Source organism: Prochlorococcus sp. MIT2304 (assembly GCF_059772405.1).
On the sequence record NZ_CM186286.1, the window covers coordinates 1,418,703 to 1,435,601 of the forward strand.

Here is a 16,899-nt window from a genome sequence, read left to right on the forward strand (position 1 = left end):
TTCCCTTCATTATGAAAAGGCAAATTATTTAGTAGCTAGACTTGATTGTACTACTTGAACTACTTTAGCTAGATTCTTAAGAGGCAAAGATTTTTACTGGAGAACAATTGTGTCAAAGACTTATGGTCGTTTGTGAACCTAGCTCGACCCAATCCATCTCAGACTTTCTTCTGCAGGCTTGATCTTTCTACCTTTACCAAGGATTTCAGTAGCCTCATCAGCTCTGTAATGGAAGTAATGGTCTTGGATATATTTCATCGAGGTATCTGTGTTGGCTGTAATCACAGGGACTGTAACGCTTAACTCAACCCAGTCATTTCAGTGAATAGAGTTTTGTTCTCTGCTGACTCTGAGAAGCCTAAAAGTACTTCATGTCGTTCTTCGATTCCATTATTTAAATTACCGACCCAGTAGTCGTATCCATCTTGATCTAATTCACGATTTAAAACGTTTAAGTATAAATTTTGTACATACGTCTCATGTGTAATGTTCTCTCCATAAAGCTCTTTAAACTCTGCAGATGCAAGAAAAGAAGATGAAACAGCTCGTTCATCATCAATACCAGAGCTAAAATTTCCTATCCAATACTTGAGTCCATCAGCATCAGGAAAACGTGCAAAAGCTGCATTATATAAACGGAACATTTTTCCTGAATCTGTATTTAATCCTGTTACTTGATCAAAGGTTCCTTTAATATCGATTCCTAGATCTAAATCCTTATCAGTAAAATCTAAAGTTGAAACTCCTGTTATCTCATCATAATTTTCACCAGATTTAATGGCATAGCGATCTTTCCCAAGGTTGTAAAATTTATAATCATTTGATTTGCCAGAATAAGTTTTTGTATCAGTACTGATGGTCGACGTAATTTTATTAATAACCGATGTATTAGTGACATTGAAAGCAGTTTTATGTTTCTCAACTAAAAACCATAATTCGTTGCTTGCGTTAACATCGTTCCATTCACCGGCATATCCATATTTACCAGGATTGCCTCGTGACCAGTCTTCTAAGCCCAGTGCTAATCTGTGCTGAGTTCCACGGCTGTTGTCAGGCTCTGTGCCTCCGTAACCTGTTCCCCACTCTGTTCTGGTTTTTGCAATTTCAATAGAAGATTCACTCCATTTCCAATTCCATGTTGATGAGCTTTGAGTCGATGTTGTATCGCCATCTGTTCCACCTAGCCATACATAAGAGGCTCCTCCACCGTCACTGGCAACAGTTGAATCAAAGGAGCTGGTTAAGGAAGAAATTAATTTATTAATTTCAGTCCAAACATTAGTTGCTTCTTTTTTTGTCTCAAACTGGGCTAGATGTCCACCATCATATGTTTTACTCGCTGTTATTGCATCCGCAAAAGACTTAGCTTCTTTAATTAATAAGTACTCGCCTGACTCCGTTGTAATTGTCTCTTGTGGAGCCCTGGAAGTATCAATGATGGTAATGGCAAGATCATCACCTAATTGGTTTGTTCTTGCTGAATCAGAAAAAAGCCTCAGATAGTATTTTTCTGAACCTTCTGTTGATTGATCGTTGGAGAGTGTTTGAGAGAAGCTGAAAGTACCATTATTACCTACTGTCCCTGAGCCATTGAGAGGCGAATTAATATCAATGTCATTAGCGGTTATCTCTGAGCTATAGGTTGCCCAGTAAAGCGTTGTTCCTGCGGCAACGTTAGTTGTGTTTACGGTAGTTGTTAGAGTATCACCTTCATTAAAACTAGAAGCAGAGGTTGTTAATGAATAAGTTGAGTTAGCCATTTATCCTAGAAGGAGAAGTTGTTAATTTATGAGTTAAGAAAAGAACGGTACTTTTATTTTTTAACAAATGATTTGGTGATAATAGTTTCTCATGAAAAAGTTATGATTCATGGTTTTTTTAATCTTACTATTTTATCTAGTTTGTAAAGTATCTGTTGTCAGTTGAATGTGTGATTTGTCTCATATAAGAAGTGAATGAGGTAAGCTAACTTGACCCTATCCACCTCAAACTTTCCTCTGCTGGCTTGATTTTTCTACCTTTATCAAGGATCTCCGTGGACTCATCAGCTCTGTAATGGAAGAAATGCTCTTGGATATATTTCATGCTCGTATCGGTGTTGGTTGCAACTGTTGGAAGAGGAACGCCTGCTGAAAGACGCATTGTGACGTATGTATACCTGAAGCTATATCAGGTGATGTTTTTACCTTAGTGGATAACTATCTTTTTCACTTGACTATTCGCATCCTTTTTCAAGTCTGCAAGTCTTGCTTCAACTAATAATTCACAAAGATTGTTTTGCCATATCCGTTCACTAATTTGTTTGCCTGAGTCTTGATTAAAAAAGATGTAATCCTCCATCTTTTTGTATTTAGTCAGATCTTATTTAAAAACTATCAAATCAAGTAAGATATTGAAATTGTTAGAGTAGGAAAAATAGTTGGTAAATTGTTTAGATAATTATTAACTTCATTCATAGAATTATTAATTTCGTTTCTAACAAAAAAAGGTAAATTTCTGTCTGAATTATATTCCCAACTAGCATTGCCGATTTTCTTATATTGCACTCCTAAACTTGTTTGGAATTTAGCTCTAGATGAAATCTTTGATTGCCAACCCAATGAGAGGCTTGGTATAAAAGGAAATATTTTAGGCTTTATTGATAAATCCATTGAATCACAAGATGGACAAAAAATAGAGATATTTTTTGTTTTATATGACATCTCAGATAGTTCTATTTTGGAGGTGGCTGCCATATAATTAGCTTCTAATCCAAATTGAGTATAGAACCCATCCTTTTCAGTATTTTTTAAATACCTTCGGAAAATAAACTTTAAACCAGTGAATGAAAGATTGGTTTGTATATCATTGGAGAAACCTGCGTCATATTTTCCTATTGGTATATCTAAGTAATTCAAACCAAGTTCTAATTGGTCTTTTCCCCCTAGATCTGTAAATATTCCAAAATAAGGACCTTTCTCATATACGCCAATATTAATTCCTTTTATTTTTAGTCTTGGCTCAGCCCCTACATTATAGCTATTTATTATTAATAAGGACGATAGAAGAAAAATGATTGATCGGTTTAATTTAATAATAAAATTGTTCATAAAAGATTGGTTGCTTACTCCAACCCAGTCATTTCCGTAAAGAGAGCTTTGTTCTCAGCTGATTCAGAGAATCCTAGAAGAACTTCGTATCGTGTTTCAGCCCCACTATTTAATTGACCCAACCAGTAGTTCAAGCCTCCAGCATCAGCATCACGTCCAAGAACATTTTTATAGAGAGTATTCACATAGGTTGAATCAGAAACATTGTCTCCATAACGTTCAGCAAATTCAGCTGAACTTAAAAATGATGATGCAACGACTCTAATAGTATTGCGTCCTGAGCTGAAATTATCAATCCAATAAGCAAGTCCATCTGAATCAGGTAATCGTTTAAATGATGCGTTGTATAAACGGAACATACGCCCTGAATCTGTATTCAAACCAGTGACTTGATCAAAGGTGCCTTTGATATCAGCAATGGCACTAATGTCTCTAAAAGAACTTGTCGTAGCTTCTCCTGTAAAGGTTAATAAGGGAAAGCCAGTAATATCGTCATAGCCAGAATCTGTTTTGATCTGATAGACACCATTGCCTTTATTGTAAAATTTATAATCACTAAATTTACCGCTATATGTTTTAACAACGTCTACTTTTGATTCTTCTACTGTTTGATCTGTGAATTGAATGTATTCAATATTTGAGAGAGTATCTGTTCCATCATTAGTACCTGTTCTTTGATCCGATATTATTAAATTTTTCTGATCACGAACGAACGAATAATTGTTAAAATTGCCTGAGTAAATTGCTGTATCTGAACCAAGACCCCCCTCAAGAGTATCTGAACCCCCATAGCCATTAATTAAATCATTTCCACTTCCACTATTTAAATAATCATCATGTTTAGTACCTATTAATTCATCTATATTATTTGTTATGTATGCAAAATAATCTTTATCGAATGAATCCCCTTGAGTTGTGATGGAGTTGAATTCAAGATATCCTTCATACTTGAATTCAGAAAAATCATCAATATCATATTTGTCATGATTTATTGTGATTTTAGATGTTTTCCATATAATCTCTATTGGACTATTATCAATATTGTATAATTTGTTCGCTGAGAAGTCACCTACTATTTCTACAGTATATATTTCATTAAGAGATTTGAACTCAAAATCTATTTGACTAAAGCTAATGATTCCAGTTTTGATTTCATCCCATTTCTCTCCATTAATTATCTCCTCATAACCACTTAATTTAAGACTTGTTGAATAATTTAATTGAAGTGAATTGCCAATAATTTCAAAATATTCTTCGCCTATTTCTAAAGAAAATTCAAGATCATCTGAATTATTGTAATTAGTACGAAAAGATATCGAGTTGGAATTTGTAGATTCAGTTAATTCATAGCTATAAAATTTTCCATCTTTATAATGATTGTAAAAAACATCTAAATTATCCTGAATATTTTCTATTGTGTTACTGATGAAATAGTTATTAGGGCTGAAAATAGCACCTTTTTCTAGTGATGCAAATGAATTATTTTTTTTATTATTTGGACTTTCGCTTTTGAAAGATATTTTTGCCATTAAGGTTTCTCTTGAATATTATGCAGCCATTAACTAACAATATCATATAATAGCTATATCGTATAGTTTTTCTATGCTCAGTTTTTGTATATATAGCTCTATATTTATATCTTTAGATTGATTTTTGTTGAATAGAACGTTTTTGCCTAGATAAGGATTGATTATGAACCTAGCTCGACCCAATCCACCTGAGACTTTCCTCTGCTGGCTTGATCTTTCGACCTTTACCAAGGATCTCAGTGGACTCATCAGCTCTGTAATGGAAGTAATGCTCTTGGATATATTTCATTGAGGTATCTGTGTTGGCAGCAACTGTTGGAAGAGGTACGCCAGCTGATAAACGCATGGTGATGTATGTATGCCTGAAGCCATACCAAGTGATGTTCTTCCCTGAGTGAATGACTACCTTCTTGACTTGACTATTTGCATCTTCTCTCCAGTCAGCAAGTCTTGCTTCGACTAACAGATCAGCAATTGAATCTTGCCAAATTCTCTCACTGATTTGTTTCCCTGAATCCTGATTAGTGAAGATATAGTCATCCATCTTTTTGTATTTAGTGATCACTCTTATGCGTTCTAAGAACTTGGCAATTGGAGCTGCAACTCTGTAAGACCTACCTGTCTTGGTCTTCTCAGCTGGCACATCAATGTTGACCCAGATCTTTCTTTCTTCTTTTGGTATTGCGGTGTTCTCACCGATATCTCTCCATTTCAATTTCCGTAAGCTACCTGGTCTTATCCCAGTATCCATAGCCACTCTCATGGCTAAGTAAGCAAGCTCTCGATGGACTAATTGCTTCTTACCTCTCTTTCCTCCAAAGGCTTGGTTTGATCTTGTCTGATACTTTCCATTCTTATCTTTGGTGATTGTGTAATTCTCATCGAGGATTCTTGTTAATCCTTTGATCCAATACAGCCTGGCAACTCTTTCAAGTTCTTCCCATTCTTTAGCTGTGAGATCATCTCTTCTGTGCTTCTGATCTTTTGGTAATCGGATGGATGGTATATCAGGAACAGTATCTTTACTAATAAATCCATGAGTTACAGCCACCTCTGAAAAGACTCTTCTCAAGCAAGACATCTCTTGATTGATAGTCGTTTGTTGTGGAATCTCTTTTTTAAATTCAATAGCTCTTTTTTTCTCCATGTTTCGGTGTTCAAGGTATCTCACTATTGCCTAGATCTAATTGAAAAACTCCTTCTGCACCAAAGTAATTGGTGTCCGATTGTGATGGGGTAGGTAAGAGGAGTGTGGCTATAAGGGCTGGCACTATGAAGCTATTAATTCTTTCTTGCCTTGTGATATTTTTTTCAAGTAAACAAATTTTAAAACATCAACAACAGCTGTCATTTTTAATGGCTTTTTCATTTGATTTTTCAAATGGAATATTTACTCCACAATTTTCAAAAATACCAAAATGTTTATCAAACTCACCTAAATAATCAAAATGTGAAGAAAATCTCGATTGACTTAACATGCGATAAGTGTTTCCACATACGGGAAAAACTTTTTTAGATTCAATCGTATGATGTTTATCTAATAAAAATCTATTCTGATTGTTTGCAATTGTTCCTTTATATATAACAGCTTGACCATAATCCTCACATGCATCTTCTAATTCATCAATATTGAATAAGCGATAAGTAGCCGAATGAAAATTGATTGATCCGAGACGTTTTAAAAGATTTTTGTCGCCAATGGTCAATGGACGATCACTAACAAGTCGTGGGTCTTTAAAGCCAACGTCCTTTGATATTCTTAGGAAATCATTCCAATAGAGCGATCCACTGAGACATTCGCCATAAAGGATTGGATCATTTTTAAGATCATTAGGAATTCGACGATCAGAATATATATCTGAGAAGTAAAACTCACCTCCTGGCTTTAGAAGTTTTTTGATACCTAACAAAACAGATTGTTTATCGGAACATAGATTCAGCACACAATTAGACACAATTAAATCAAAGCTTCTTGGCTCAAAATTTAATATCTCTAATTTTTCAATATAACCTTGGTAAAAATTAAAATTTCTAAAGCCAAATTTTGTCGCATGATATTCTGAATAACTTTTAGCTATGTCTAATTGTTCTAAAGTCATATCAATTCCAATTACCTCTCCAGACTCTCCAACTAATTGGGACAACAAATAAACATCTCGTCCGCTACCACAACCAATATCTAGGATACGAAGTCCATCGAGCAACATTGGTGCAACTAGCCCGCAACCGTAATATCTAGACAATACGTCTTGATGAATGTTGCTTAATGGCTCTTTAAATTGCTCTGGAATATCATCAGAGTCACAGCAAGCTGATGTTTTTAAGTCTGACGAAGATTTTAAGGTTTTTCCGTAATAGTCTTTGACTACTTTAGTTGTTGAGGAATCATTTTCTTGAAAAGTGCTTTTCATTTTTCGAAAGGATTTTAAATGGTTAATTTTTAAATATTGGGCTTCTAAATTCCAATATCTTTGATTGATTTAATTGCGTGATCTTGCAATTTTTCATTGAGAGGTATAAATCCCATTTTAAGTGCTTTGTTCTTTGCTTCTTGAGATACTAAAAAATTTAATGTTGTTTTGATTTCGTCCAGTTTTTCACCATAGCCATTTTTATAGACCCATATCCATGTCAAAGTGGAAATTGGGTACGCGCCTCTTTCTTTTGGGTTTGGGTTTATTATTGGCAATTGTTTTTGAATGCCTAAATTTTTCAAAGCTATACTTCCGCTTTTAACAGTAGGCAGCAGAAATTCGCCAGATAAATTTTCTATAGCTGCAGTTTGAATACTCTCATTGACATAGGCACTACTAAGATAACCAATTGAGCCAGGGGTATTTTTGATCCTACCTGCTACTCCTGATGTTCCTTTAGCCCCAATACCAGTCGGCCATTGCACTATTTTTGCACTTCCTAACGTCCATTTATTAGAAAAAGAATTCATGGAATTTGAAAAAGCTAAAGTTGAACCTGAGGCATCTGATCGATGTACCCATGTAATTTTTCCTTGAGAACAATTAATTTCACTCCAATCTTTGATAAGACCCATAGCAATTTTTACTAATTGCTCTTGAGAAAGCGTCAAATTGCAATGAGGTTTGTTATACCCAATAGCAATATTTCCTGCAACAATAGGAATTTGAACAACACCTCTTTTTATTTGACTCTTATTAGTTATATTTATTGGATAATCAGATGCTGCGAAATCTACAGTTTCATCAATAAGTGCTTTTAATGCAAAGCCTGATCCAACAGCTTGATAGTTGATTTTGGGTCCACCATGATTTCGTAGATCAGAGAAAAGTCTTGAATATAACATTGCAGGAAGTGAAGCACCAGCACCACTTAGACGTTGTGCCGCTTTGGCAAAATTATTACTTGAGATACTAATAAGAGGAATTAATACTGTTAAACTAAAAATCTTTAGATTCATTAATTATAAATAATTTATTTATAGACGTAATAAACAAATGTAGAGTTAAATTAAAATTAAGACTTAATTTATTCCGAATTGGCACAAAAAATGACCGTATAAAATAATCTGAGTTCTAAAGGGATTAGATAATATTAGATTTTGCTGCTAAAGCCTCACGCTTTGCTATCACAATAAGTACTTAGTTGAATAGATAAAAAATTATTGATATGACCGCTTTCTGATGTTAACCAAGTCTAGTCATCTCTCAGCGACAGGGTAGAAATTTAATGACAGGAAGAGATATGATTGTGATAATTCGAAAGGTCCAAATCGAACTGTTGTTTTTAGTGATCTTTAGGTAATCGTATGGATGGTATATCTGGGACAGTATCTTAACTGATGAATCCGTGAGTCACAGCAACCTCTGAAAAGACTCTTATCAGACACGACATCTCTTGATTGATAGTCGTTTGTTGTGGAATCTCTTTTTTAAATTCAATTGCTCTTTCCTTTCTCCATGTTTCGTAGTTCAAGAAGGCATTACGTTTGAGCTTATGGATTTGCTTTTTATCATCATTGATATAGTCCCTAAGCCATCTACGATGGTTAGAACTAATGAATTTGATGCTGGGGTTTCGTGCCTCACCTATTTTTTCCCTCCTCAACTTTCTTATTCCATTCCTTAAAGGAAGAACTGCAATCAGGTGGTTCTGGGTCTGGTCTAATTCCTTTCAGTTTTTTCCATCTGGTATAGAGGACACCCGTTAACCAACTCTCAGGTAATGATTTTGGTCCGTTCCTTAATAGGTTCGCTTGCTTCTTGTTGAAGAGTGCTGAATCAAGTAGTTCTTCCTTCCAGTTGATGTCTTCAGTCATTGATCTTTGCCCTCAACTTGTAGAAAGTTTCTTCACATCGACAAGTAACCCCCTTGAAACCTTCTGGGAAAGATTTCATCCAAGTCGAAATTGCCAACTGAACAGGAAAAGTGCCTTTGAGATGAAAGACAACCTCTTTCTTCTTTTCATCAATGAAGTGCGGAGGGAGACTCATCACACTTGACCTCTGTATTTCTTTAACTCATCTAATGAACTGGTAACTATTGATTTGTAGTCATCAGGGAATCTTTGCTTCATTATTGCTGGAATTTCCAAGCAATCTGGACAAGGATTATGCAAATAAAAAAAAACTTCTTTCTCTTTCTTCAAGAAAATGTAATCAGATAGTCCTTCTATATTTTTGTCAGTCATGCTGTTTCCTTCTCTCCAAAATTAGGAACCATCAATACGTCTTCGATCTCTTCTGAAAAAAGGTTATATATCCACTCGCCCATTTCACACAAAAGGTGAAACCTCTCTTCAGAGTTGAGGGATTTCATTTGCTCGCAAGCATTTACCCCACACTCATCCATTGCCCTAATTATTTCTTTCTCCTTGCTCATACTTCTAACACCACATCTTGCTCAACAATAATTCTTCTAATGGTTGATAAGGCAAGTCCAGTTTGTTTCCTGATTGATCTGTAAGAACATCCTTCCTCTCTTAAACGCAAAACCAATGCCTCTTTTTCGTTATTGGTTTTTGGTCTCCCACCAAGATTTCCTCCTGTTTCTCTTCTGTGGTTAATGCTCTCTTGAGTTCTTTCTATAACCATCTGACGCTCTACTTCTCCTAGTCCAGATAAAAGACCAATAACGATTGGAGCAAACTTACCAAGAGCACGAGTATTGATCATGCCATCGGTAGTACGAACATGGATTCCACGCTCTTGGAGGTCATGAAGAGTATTGATGCATTGCCTCCGATTTCTAAAACCTCTATCCAACTTGGTAAAAACAATTTCATCACCTTCTTCAAGTGTTCCTAATGCTGCATCGAATTGTGGTCTTGCTTTGTCTGCACTTGAAACCGTTTCTTGGAAAACAACAACACAACCTGCTTTCTTCAACTCTTCAATTTGAGCACTAATAGAGATCTGCTTATTCGTACTTTGGCGAGCATATCCAATGCACTTGTATTCAGGTCTATCTCTGAAAAGTGGTTTTTCTCTGGTGAACTTGGTCTCTATTTTCATCTGTTCCAGAAACTATGGTGTTTCTTATTGAATTTTTTATGTCATTATTTTACCAACAAAACAGTGTTATTGGAACAATAAAATCCAAGTTGAATGGAATTTTTAATATTTTAATTTGCACCACCCTAGCGTTTGATTATAGCCCCCTTTTTGGAACACCAATATTTTCCTATATTTCCCAATATTGAAGAGATTGTTTTTGTTCTTGCCATCTTGGTCTTGGGTATATCAAAATAGAAATACAGAACAACTCCTCACACATAGTTCTGTGCCGAAAGAGCATCCATTTGGGTGCTTTTTTAGTGCCTGTGCCAGTCGATAAACCCACCTGCCAAGGGTTTATTACTAAACCTGCTCCGATAAATTCCAGTTGTGAGGAGTTAGAGACCCTCCGCAGTGGAAACAAGGAAACACTTGTATCAGGTCTCTGCAATAATCCGCCCCAACAGAACAGGGCGGTTTTTTTGTGCCTTTTCTAGAGTGGACTAATGATATTTCCGCCTCCACAAGTTGTTTTTGGACTGTTGCTTACAAGCATTGCCGTGACTTTGGTCTTTGACATCAGGTATAACCCGTTCGGTAATAGTTAAGACGATCTTTGATTAGGAATAATTTCTGATGCTTCCCCTTAGTGGATTTGATTAGAAAAGAAAAAGCAGAACTCTCGCAACAAAAATTAGTTCTGTGCAACAGAGGAAAGGACACAAGGACGCTGAAGCAGCAGTGTCCTTTCCTTATGCAAGTAGCAATTGATTAGTTGAACTTATAAAACTTCTCTCTACAATTAGTCGAATTGGATCTGCTAGATGGAACTCAGAAATACTGCACTTATCGTTGCCCAATTTCAAGAAAAGTTTTTGATCCCATTTTTGCTCTTAATCTTTCCATTGAAGAACGCAAATTAAATCTTGCTGAAGAAGCAGTAATTGACTTAAACATTGTTCTTCTTAACCAATAAGAATTTTTTAAATATTACTGTGAAACTTTTATTTCTTATCCTTAATCAGGAGTTTTTTTCATGTTCTGATAATGAGGTTTGATTAGAAATGGATTGGAGTTCTAGCACTTCGTTTCTTTAGGTCAAAAGTTGTTAGTTCAAGGTGTGGATTGTTCAGTAGAGACAAACAAGTGCTGAACTTAAAGGGGACGATCAAAACTCGCCCCCTTCTTTAATGGAAAATTATTTGTTGACCATATAGACAAAAGTAGTATATTTGTATTATTTTAATCCCCATAGCAAACCGCAGAGGATGCACCAGTGAGCAGGTGCTTTTTGTCTCTTCTTATAGATGAACCTATCATCAGACATCGGTTATATGAATCAACCAATCAGAGAAGCAATCCCAACTCCAGCAGGATGGTTGGTATCACCTACTAGAGAATTCTGTATGTTCTTTATTCGTGATCCAAAATCCGAAATGGCATTCCCTAGAGTGTATACACAACTCTGGTATTGCCTTGAAGATGGCACTCCAACCAAATTAAGAAATACAAGAAGAATTGATCTCGAATCTGCTATTGAAACTTGGCATGAACTCTTAACTCAAGGTTGGGAACTAATGGAACATCAAATTAATGATGCTGCTTAAGTGTGGTAAATACCATAGATATTTTCATGTAGTAGGAGTAGAACTAAATCAAGAGTCATAGCACTCTCGAAGTTATTAAAAAAGGGAAATGTGCATTGACTCCAAGGAGGCATCTCACCCCTCCTTAGTGGACAGAGAACACCTTTCGTGCGGTCTCTGCAATGGTCGGAACACCCAACCCCTGATTCATTTCAGGGGTTTTTGTTTTTCATTTTCCTTGCGATTAAGACAAAAGATACTGCTCCTGAAACGAGAATAATATCTATAACTAAGTGATAATTTATATCCATTATTTAGTAATAATACTTGGTGCTTTAACGCCTAGTTTTTATCATTTTAATGGGTAAAAAGATTCAGGAGTCAACCCACTTCAATAGGTCTGGAGTGATGGACACAAAGGGGGCGACCAAAATCTCGCCCCCTTCTTCATGAGAATTTGCAGGAAAGCACTACCTCAACTGACCCTCATTTTAGAGAACTTGTTTTTAAAATTTCCATACGAAAATCGGGCAATGCGGATTGTCCTTTATTCCAGAGTTAGGGACAGTCGGCAAATGCTGTCCCTTTTCTTGTCAATTCATTAAAAGTAAGTGACTTCAATTTAATGAGAAAGAAAGAGCATGTTGAAGATTTAATTAGTTCTTCTCTGACAAAGATTTTAAAAAGATCAATGACCCTTGATAAGAGAGATCAAATTGCAATTTATCAAGAGTTTAAAGAATGGATTCATGGAGACACCAGAGAGGAAGACATTTGGGTTATCGATCGTCCAATCAATTAATTAAATCCTCAATCCTTTTTCCACTAATAGAGAATACCGTATTCTTCAAGATCTAATAACTCAAAACTGACATGTTTTCCATTTAAATCTTTTGCTAAATCTTCAAAATATCTCCCGTCGTCATCATCAAATCCCAAATAATCTTTTTTGTAGACATCCTTGTATTTTTCAAACGTTACTTTCTGTTCCTTTGGAAGTCTGTCGAAAAGAATCTGACTGATCAGAACGCTCGTTACTCCTGATAAAGATGGGTTTGCCACTTTAAAATTTCTCCATAGATCATCTCAAGGTGACCATATCTGGAGTAGTGCATTCAGTTGGATATGAGATCACATTCTTTGCTGTAAATCCTGCACCTATCGCAACAAGTCCAATTACAAAGATCCATTTAGATCTCTCACTAGAGAACAGTCTGTTCATAAAATTGACGTACTGATGTGAAGTTCCCATCAACGATAACAATAATGTTTCTTATTCAATGACCTTCAAAACTCTTAAAAGTATTTGTCTTAGTTGTTTTGCACTTCTACTTATTTTCTATCCGTCAAAAATAGATGCTCTATCGCCTGACTGGGTTGCAGTTCCAAAGAGTCAGTATGGAGAGCAATTATGGGATAAGAACAGTGTTCAAAAAAATCAAGATGGATCCATACGAGTATTCAGCAAATTTATTCCTAAAAGCACTACTGACATTACTCAAGACATTTTGTATACGATGGATGTCAACTGTTCTGAAAATTCTTTTAGAGATGTTGCATTAGGAGCAAAGAAATTTAATGAGTTCAAGAATCAAGATTCAGAGTGGAAAGATCCCAATGGAGATAAATTGATTTTGGGTGTTATCGATCAGGTGTGTACTTTTGGAAATTAGAGTCAAAAGAAGACTATAAACGTCTAACAAATTGCGACCATATTGTGACGATATGCCTAATACATACTGTACTAATGACTGAAATCCCTTTACTTGGTGAGTTTGGGAAGCGAGTTTAAGACCTAATTTAAAAACCGCGACTAAAAAAACAAGTTGCGATTAACTTGTAACCCAAATCTTTTTAAAAGATTTAAATGTTAATGGGAGATTATAGAAAAATTAATAGTCTGAATTCAGAAGATGCATATCCATATCGATTATATAACTTAGTGTATTAAGGCATCTATAGCAATGGATCTCGAGGTTTCAGAGCAGAAGGGTAACACTAAGGTAACAGTAGTAAAAGACATATCCTGTGGTTCTGTGTACTGACTTACTATTGGGTATAAGGGGTAAATAGGATTCTGGTTGTACGTTAACAATGAAGAGAAATTTATTTTATTTTTTATATTTTTTCCTCAGATCTTCACTTCATCTAGTTCTGGAAAAAGCATGTTGATATAAGCCATAATTATCACAACCAAAGGTGGCATATTTGTTTTATCTTCTTTTGCGATTCGATTCATCTCTGACAAGAAACCCTTAGCTTCTTGTTCGTTAATTTTGTATTCTGGGTTCTTTTCTACTTCTTCAACGAGGGCTTGGATTTGATTAGCTGAATCCATTAACTAATGTATTGTTCTATGCCAATAAAACGAATGAGTTATAGGTCAACAAGTATAGATTAAAAAAACTTATCATTTTTTATGTTTCGTTGCTATGGCATCAAGAATTTGAGTGGCTATTAGACAACTGTTTCTATTAGAAGCTAAAAAAGAAGTTCACTATGTTTTTGAGCTCTTGTCTGTAGCAGTAACTTCTTAGATTTAAGAAGTTAACCGAACATTGAAACCTCACAGTTGGTAATCAGCTGATAGATCATAAATGAAATCCTAAAGCTGGCCATGAAAAAATTCATTCCTTATCTTCTTTTTTCGGCAACTACTCTACACACAGTACTCAATGTTTCACCAGTTATGGCAATGGGTTGCAGCTCACACTCTGATAAAGCTGAAGTTGTCTGTGAACCAGGAGATACCGATTGTGAAGAGACAATTTCTGCTTCTACAATTAACTAAAAGAATGTCAAAGCATATTCCAGAATTTTATGAGTCTATTTTAGAAGCCTCTGAAAGAGGCGAATTGTGGGGGATAAGTTCAGAACAAAGCCATTGGACTCAACTAGAAATTGACTTTGATTCTTGTTTGAGTAGTCAGTAGTTGTTTTTCTTAGGATCTGAGGATTAATATCTCTCCATAAATTTAAGTCTCCCTTTTGTTAGCTTTATCTATATTTCTTTTCTATTGTGTAAGCCAGCGATTGATGATATTTGATGGTGTACCAAGTATTTTTAATTTTCTCTTTGTGAGTGGGAAAGGAAATTCTTTTTTTCTCATAGATAAGATTTTATTCTTTCCTTCATCATCCCTATAAATTAAATTCCAACTTGCACAACACTTGCCTGATTGAGGAGGGGATTGCCAAAAACTAATGACATCTTTTTTATTTATCACCTGTTTGTTCATAACATTCAAATAAGTTGGGTAAAAATCAACCCAACATTTTCCTTTTGGTTGTTGATCGTCAAATTCGTCATTAGTTCTTTGTATATTTCTCTCATTGTTGACGGGACATTCAAAAGTGATTCTCTCAACACCTTTGAAGCTTCCATCAAAGTCGCTAATCCCTTTTACAGGCTTAGCTTTAGTGATGATGGGCTGAAAGAACCAAAAACATACAATAATTAAGTGGAGTTTTTTCATTAAAAAAAGGACTGACTCAAGTCAGCCCATAAGATTTTGAATAGTTAATCGATATTAGTTATTTGGATTTTTCTATGGCAACTAATAATCCTCCAATTAAAGAAAGGTTTCGTGCGACTGCTGCAAGTTGAAATGGTATCAAATGAAAAATTATTGTGGCTGGCACCAAGAAAATCAACAGGAGTGAACAAGCGAGTTTGATCCGTTCTGTGAAGATCAAAAGGACAGTACCACCAACAAGTAAAGCTATTGCACCTACCATCATTATCATTGAAACTGGCTCGGGAAATCCTCTGTTTGTTATGTATTCAGCTTGAGCAGCAAAGTTTGTTATTTTGCCTGGTATTGCATTTATAAAAATTGCACTTAGCAACAATCGCCCAAGAAAGTTCAAAGAATAAAATCTTGTTAAATCCATAATCGTTTATTAGCGAATACTACATAAATAACTTAAGAAACAATTTTTTACCACTACACAAAATTAGTAGACGGCCACTAGAAAGTATAGAAAATATAATTCAGGTATTTGGATTCCTAGGAATGTCTAATATGGCACTTAGATAGTTGACGATTGTGAACCTAATTAGATCCAATCCACATCAAACTCTCCTCTGCTGGCTTGATCTTTCGTCCTTTACCAAGGATCTCAGTAGACTCATCAGCTCTGTAACGGAAGTAATGCTCTTGATTACACAATTTAGACTAAAAAGCTAGTAATAGTAATAATTTATAGGGGCAAAAAAAGATTGGTGATCATGCTAAACGACATATCTAAGCCTATCTCTCTACCTTATGGCACCCCATGGGGGGAAGCGAGTCCTCGCTCTATACGTAATCACCTCTCAGACATTTCTGGTAATTTTTTAAGGTCTCAGAGAGAGACAAAAGCAATCTCTATTTCAGACCTTAAAGTAAATAATTTGTAGTGAGCTTGTGATCTAACCTTGTAGGCTTAGGTCGTTCTTGTTGTTCGAAACCTGTTTACTCTGCTCCACAGATAGGATAAACCCAGCTGGCTGGCAAATCTTCAAACTTGGTGCCTGGTGCGATTCCGTTATCAGGATCACCAGCTTCTTCGTTGTATACATAACGACAATCGGGACATTGATATGCCATTGACTTAGTCCTCTTAGAAATGAAAATAGGGAATTTCTTTTAAAGAGCGCGTAGAAGTCTCAGGTTTAGAGCAGAACCCAAATTGCAAACACTCAATCTCAATATTATCGATGTATTCGTGTTGATACTTGGGTAAATCAAATAATGAATCGCGTGCGCTCTTAAGCATGTGGACAAAAGGATTTCCGCAAGACATGATGGCTCCTCCTCAATAGTGGGACCCTGGGGTTTAATCAGGGTCTAGGGTGTTCCGACAATGTAGAGACCGCACGAAAGATGTGATTCTCTGTTTATAGAGTCAATAGCACTTATTTATTTCTTAGATCGTGAAGAGTGCTTTGGCTCTTAATTTATGTCTACTCTTATCTATTAGAAATCTCTATGATGACAACCCACATCTAGAAATACTTTGGTGCTCTTACCCATAGTAATTTATATTCAGTAGTAATAAATCAGTCTCAGGAGTCAACGCACTTCCTTAGGTCTGGAGTGATGGACTCAAAGGGGGCGACCAAAATCTCGCCTCTTTATTACTTTGGTGGCATATCTATGACCAGAAAAAGAGACAAGATCTAGACAGCAATTATTGCAATTAAGTAATGGTTCACCAAACTTTTTATTAGTGAGGCAGATGC

At 35.6% G+C, this 16,899-nt stretch carries 26 protein-coding genes; 6 read left to right on the forward strand and 20 right to left on the reverse strand.

The features are described 5' to 3' along the window. Nucleotides 1-138: 138 nt before the first annotated feature. From AC6EIY_RS08075 to AC6EIY_RS08140, 14 genes are all read right to left on the reverse strand, one after another. The gene (locus AC6EIY_RS08075) at nt 139-285 is read right to left on the reverse strand and encodes a hypothetical protein (protein WP_498506427.1); all 147 of its coding nucleotides are present in this window, start codon (nt 283-285) and stop codon (nt 139-141) included. A gap of 14 nt (nt 286-299) precedes the next feature. Next, complete coding sequence (locus AC6EIY_RS08080; protein WP_498506428.1) at nt 300-1,760, reverse strand: DUF4214 domain-containing protein; 1,461 nt, start codon at nt 1,758-1,760, stop codon at nt 300-302. Nucleotides 1,761-1,965: 205 nt separating this feature from the next. Continuing rightward, entirely contained in the window at nt 1,966-2,142 is a 177-nt protein-coding gene (locus AC6EIY_RS08085) for a hypothetical protein (RefSeq protein ID WP_498506429.1), read from the reverse strand. A 45-nt stretch (nt 2,143-2,187) separates the two neighbouring features. Continuing rightward, entirely contained in the window at nt 2,188-2,340 is a 153-nt protein-coding gene (locus AC6EIY_RS08090; RefSeq protein WP_498506430.1) for a hypothetical protein, read from the reverse strand. Between the two features lie 35 nt (nt 2,341-2,375). Next, complete coding sequence (locus tag AC6EIY_RS08095) at nt 2,376-3,089, reverse strand: hypothetical protein (RefSeq protein ID WP_498506431.1); 714 nt, start codon at nt 3,087-3,089, stop codon at nt 2,376-2,378. A 14-nt stretch (nt 3,090-3,103) separates the two neighbouring features. Next, entirely contained in the window at nt 3,104-4,618 is a 1,515-nt protein-coding gene (locus AC6EIY_RS08100) for a DUF4214 domain-containing protein (RefSeq protein WP_498506432.1), read from the reverse strand. A gap of 169 nt (nt 4,619-4,787) precedes the next feature. Further along, nucleotides 4,788-5,765 (reverse strand): tyrosine-type recombinase/integrase, encoded by a 978-nt coding sequence (locus AC6EIY_RS08105; RefSeq protein WP_498506433.1) that lies wholly within the window; start codon nt 5,763-5,765, stop codon nt 4,788-4,790. A 187-nt stretch (nt 5,766-5,952) separates the two neighbouring features. Then, complete coding sequence (locus AC6EIY_RS08110) at nt 5,953-7,029, reverse strand: methyltransferase domain-containing protein (protein ID WP_498506434.1); 1,077 nt, start codon at nt 7,027-7,029, stop codon at nt 5,953-5,955. 44 nt (nt 7,030-7,073) lie between these two features. After that, nucleotides 7,074-8,051 (reverse strand): phosphate ABC transporter substrate-binding protein PstS, encoded by a 978-nt coding sequence (locus AC6EIY_RS08115; protein WP_498506435.1) that lies wholly within the window; start codon nt 8,049-8,051, stop codon nt 7,074-7,076. Nucleotides 8,052-8,675: 624 nt separating this feature from the next. Further along, complete coding sequence (locus AC6EIY_RS08120) at nt 8,676-8,909, reverse strand: hypothetical protein (RefSeq protein WP_498506436.1); 234 nt, start codon at nt 8,907-8,909, stop codon at nt 8,676-8,678. Further along, nucleotides 8,902-9,084: a hypothetical protein gene (locus AC6EIY_RS08125; protein WP_498506437.1), complete on the reverse strand. Its 183-nt coding sequence runs from the start codon at nt 9,082-9,084 to the stop codon at nt 8,902-8,904. The genes AC6EIY_RS08120 and AC6EIY_RS08125 overlap by 8 nt, the downstream gene beginning before the upstream one ends. After that, nucleotides 9,084-9,281, reverse strand: a complete 198-nt coding sequence (locus tag AC6EIY_RS08130; RefSeq protein ID WP_498506438.1) for a hypothetical protein — start codon at nt 9,279-9,281, stop codon at nt 9,084-9,086. The genes AC6EIY_RS08125 and AC6EIY_RS08130 overlap by 1 nt, the downstream gene beginning before the upstream one ends. Then, the gene (locus AC6EIY_RS08135) at nt 9,278-9,472 is read right to left on the reverse strand and encodes a hypothetical protein (protein WP_498506439.1); all 195 of its coding nucleotides are present in this window, start codon (nt 9,470-9,472) and stop codon (nt 9,278-9,280) included. Before AC6EIY_RS08135 ends, AC6EIY_RS08130 begins: the two co-directional genes overlap by 4 nt. Beyond that, nucleotides 9,469-10,104, reverse strand: coding sequence for a recombinase family protein (locus tag AC6EIY_RS08140; RefSeq protein WP_498506440.1), 636 nt, complete (start codon nt 10,102-10,104; stop codon nt 9,469-9,471). The genes AC6EIY_RS08135 and AC6EIY_RS08140 overlap by 4 nt, the downstream gene beginning before the upstream one ends. 1,289 nt (nt 10,105-11,393) lie before the next feature. Between AC6EIY_RS08140 and AC6EIY_RS08145 the strand changes: the two genes are divergently transcribed. Then, on the forward strand, nt 11,394-11,693 hold the full coding sequence (locus AC6EIY_RS08145; protein ID WP_498506441.1) for a DUF1651 domain-containing protein: 300 nt from the start codon (nt 11,394-11,396) through the stop codon (nt 11,691-11,693). Nucleotides 11,694-12,297: 604 nt separating this feature from the next. After that, complete coding sequence (locus AC6EIY_RS08150; RefSeq protein WP_498506442.1) at nt 12,298-12,474, forward strand: hypothetical protein; 177 nt, start codon at nt 12,298-12,300, stop codon at nt 12,472-12,474. 23 nt (nt 12,475-12,497) lie between these two features. On the opposite strand, the gene AC6EIY_RS08155 is transcribed toward AC6EIY_RS08150, so the two are convergent. Together AC6EIY_RS08155 and AC6EIY_RS08160 are read right to left on the reverse strand one after the other, a co-directional pair. Then, a complete protein-coding gene (locus tag AC6EIY_RS08155; protein ID WP_498506443.1) occupies nt 12,498-12,734 on the reverse strand; it encodes a hypothetical protein in 237 nt (78 codons plus the stop codon). A gap of 19 nt (nt 12,735-12,753) precedes the next feature. Further along, complete coding sequence (locus AC6EIY_RS08160; protein ID WP_498506444.1) at nt 12,754-12,894, reverse strand: hypothetical protein; 141 nt, start codon at nt 12,892-12,894, stop codon at nt 12,754-12,756. Between the two features lie 58 nt (nt 12,895-12,952). Between AC6EIY_RS08160 and AC6EIY_RS08165 the strand changes: the two genes are divergently transcribed. Continuing rightward, nucleotides 12,953-13,345 carry a hypothetical protein gene (locus AC6EIY_RS08165; protein WP_498506445.1) on the forward strand — a complete coding sequence of 131 codons (393 nt, stop codon included), beginning with the start codon at nt 12,953-12,955 and terminating at the stop codon, nt 13,343-13,345. A gap of 458 nt (nt 13,346-13,803) precedes the next feature. Here the strand turns inward: AC6EIY_RS08165 and AC6EIY_RS08170 are convergent, their stop codons facing one another. After that, nucleotides 13,804-14,010, reverse strand: a complete 207-nt coding sequence (locus AC6EIY_RS08170) for a hypothetical protein (protein ID WP_498506446.1) — start codon at nt 14,008-14,010, stop codon at nt 13,804-13,806. Nucleotides 14,011-14,289: 279 nt separating this feature from the next. Between AC6EIY_RS08170 and AC6EIY_RS08175 the strand changes: the two genes are divergently transcribed. Together AC6EIY_RS08175 and AC6EIY_RS08180 are read left to right on the forward strand one after the other, a co-directional pair. After that, nucleotides 14,290-14,463: a hypothetical protein gene (locus AC6EIY_RS08175; protein ID WP_498506447.1), complete on the forward strand. Its 174-nt coding sequence runs from the start codon at nt 14,290-14,292 to the stop codon at nt 14,461-14,463. Between the two features lie 4 nt (nt 14,464-14,467). Further along, nucleotides 14,468-14,605 carry a hypothetical protein gene (locus AC6EIY_RS08180; protein ID WP_498506448.1) on the forward strand — a complete coding sequence of 46 codons (138 nt, stop codon included), beginning with the start codon at nt 14,468-14,470 and terminating at the stop codon, nt 14,603-14,605. Between the two features lie 81 nt (nt 14,606-14,686). Here the strand turns inward: AC6EIY_RS08180 and AC6EIY_RS08185 are convergent, their stop codons facing one another. Together AC6EIY_RS08185 and AC6EIY_RS08190 are read right to left on the reverse strand one after the other, a co-directional pair. Further along, entirely contained in the window at nt 14,687-15,148 is a 462-nt protein-coding gene (locus tag AC6EIY_RS08185) for a hypothetical protein (RefSeq protein WP_498506449.1), read from the reverse strand. Between the two features lie 58 nt (nt 15,149-15,206). Then, complete coding sequence (locus tag AC6EIY_RS08190) at nt 15,207-15,566, reverse strand: DoxX family protein (RefSeq protein WP_498506450.1); 360 nt, start codon at nt 15,564-15,566, stop codon at nt 15,207-15,209. Nucleotides 15,567-15,903: 337 nt separating this feature from the next. Here AC6EIY_RS08190 and AC6EIY_RS08195 point away from each other — a divergent pair, with 337 nt between their 5' ends. Next, nucleotides 15,904-16,074, forward strand: coding sequence for a hypothetical protein (locus AC6EIY_RS08195; RefSeq protein WP_498506451.1), 171 nt, complete (start codon nt 15,904-15,906; stop codon nt 16,072-16,074). 55 nt (nt 16,075-16,129) lie between these two features. Here the strand turns inward: AC6EIY_RS08195 and AC6EIY_RS08200 are convergent, their stop codons facing one another. Continuing rightward, a complete protein-coding gene (locus tag AC6EIY_RS08200; protein ID WP_498506452.1) occupies nt 16,130-16,264 on the reverse strand; it encodes a rubredoxin in 135 nt (44 codons plus the stop codon). Nucleotides 16,265-16,899: the final 635 nt, after the last annotated feature.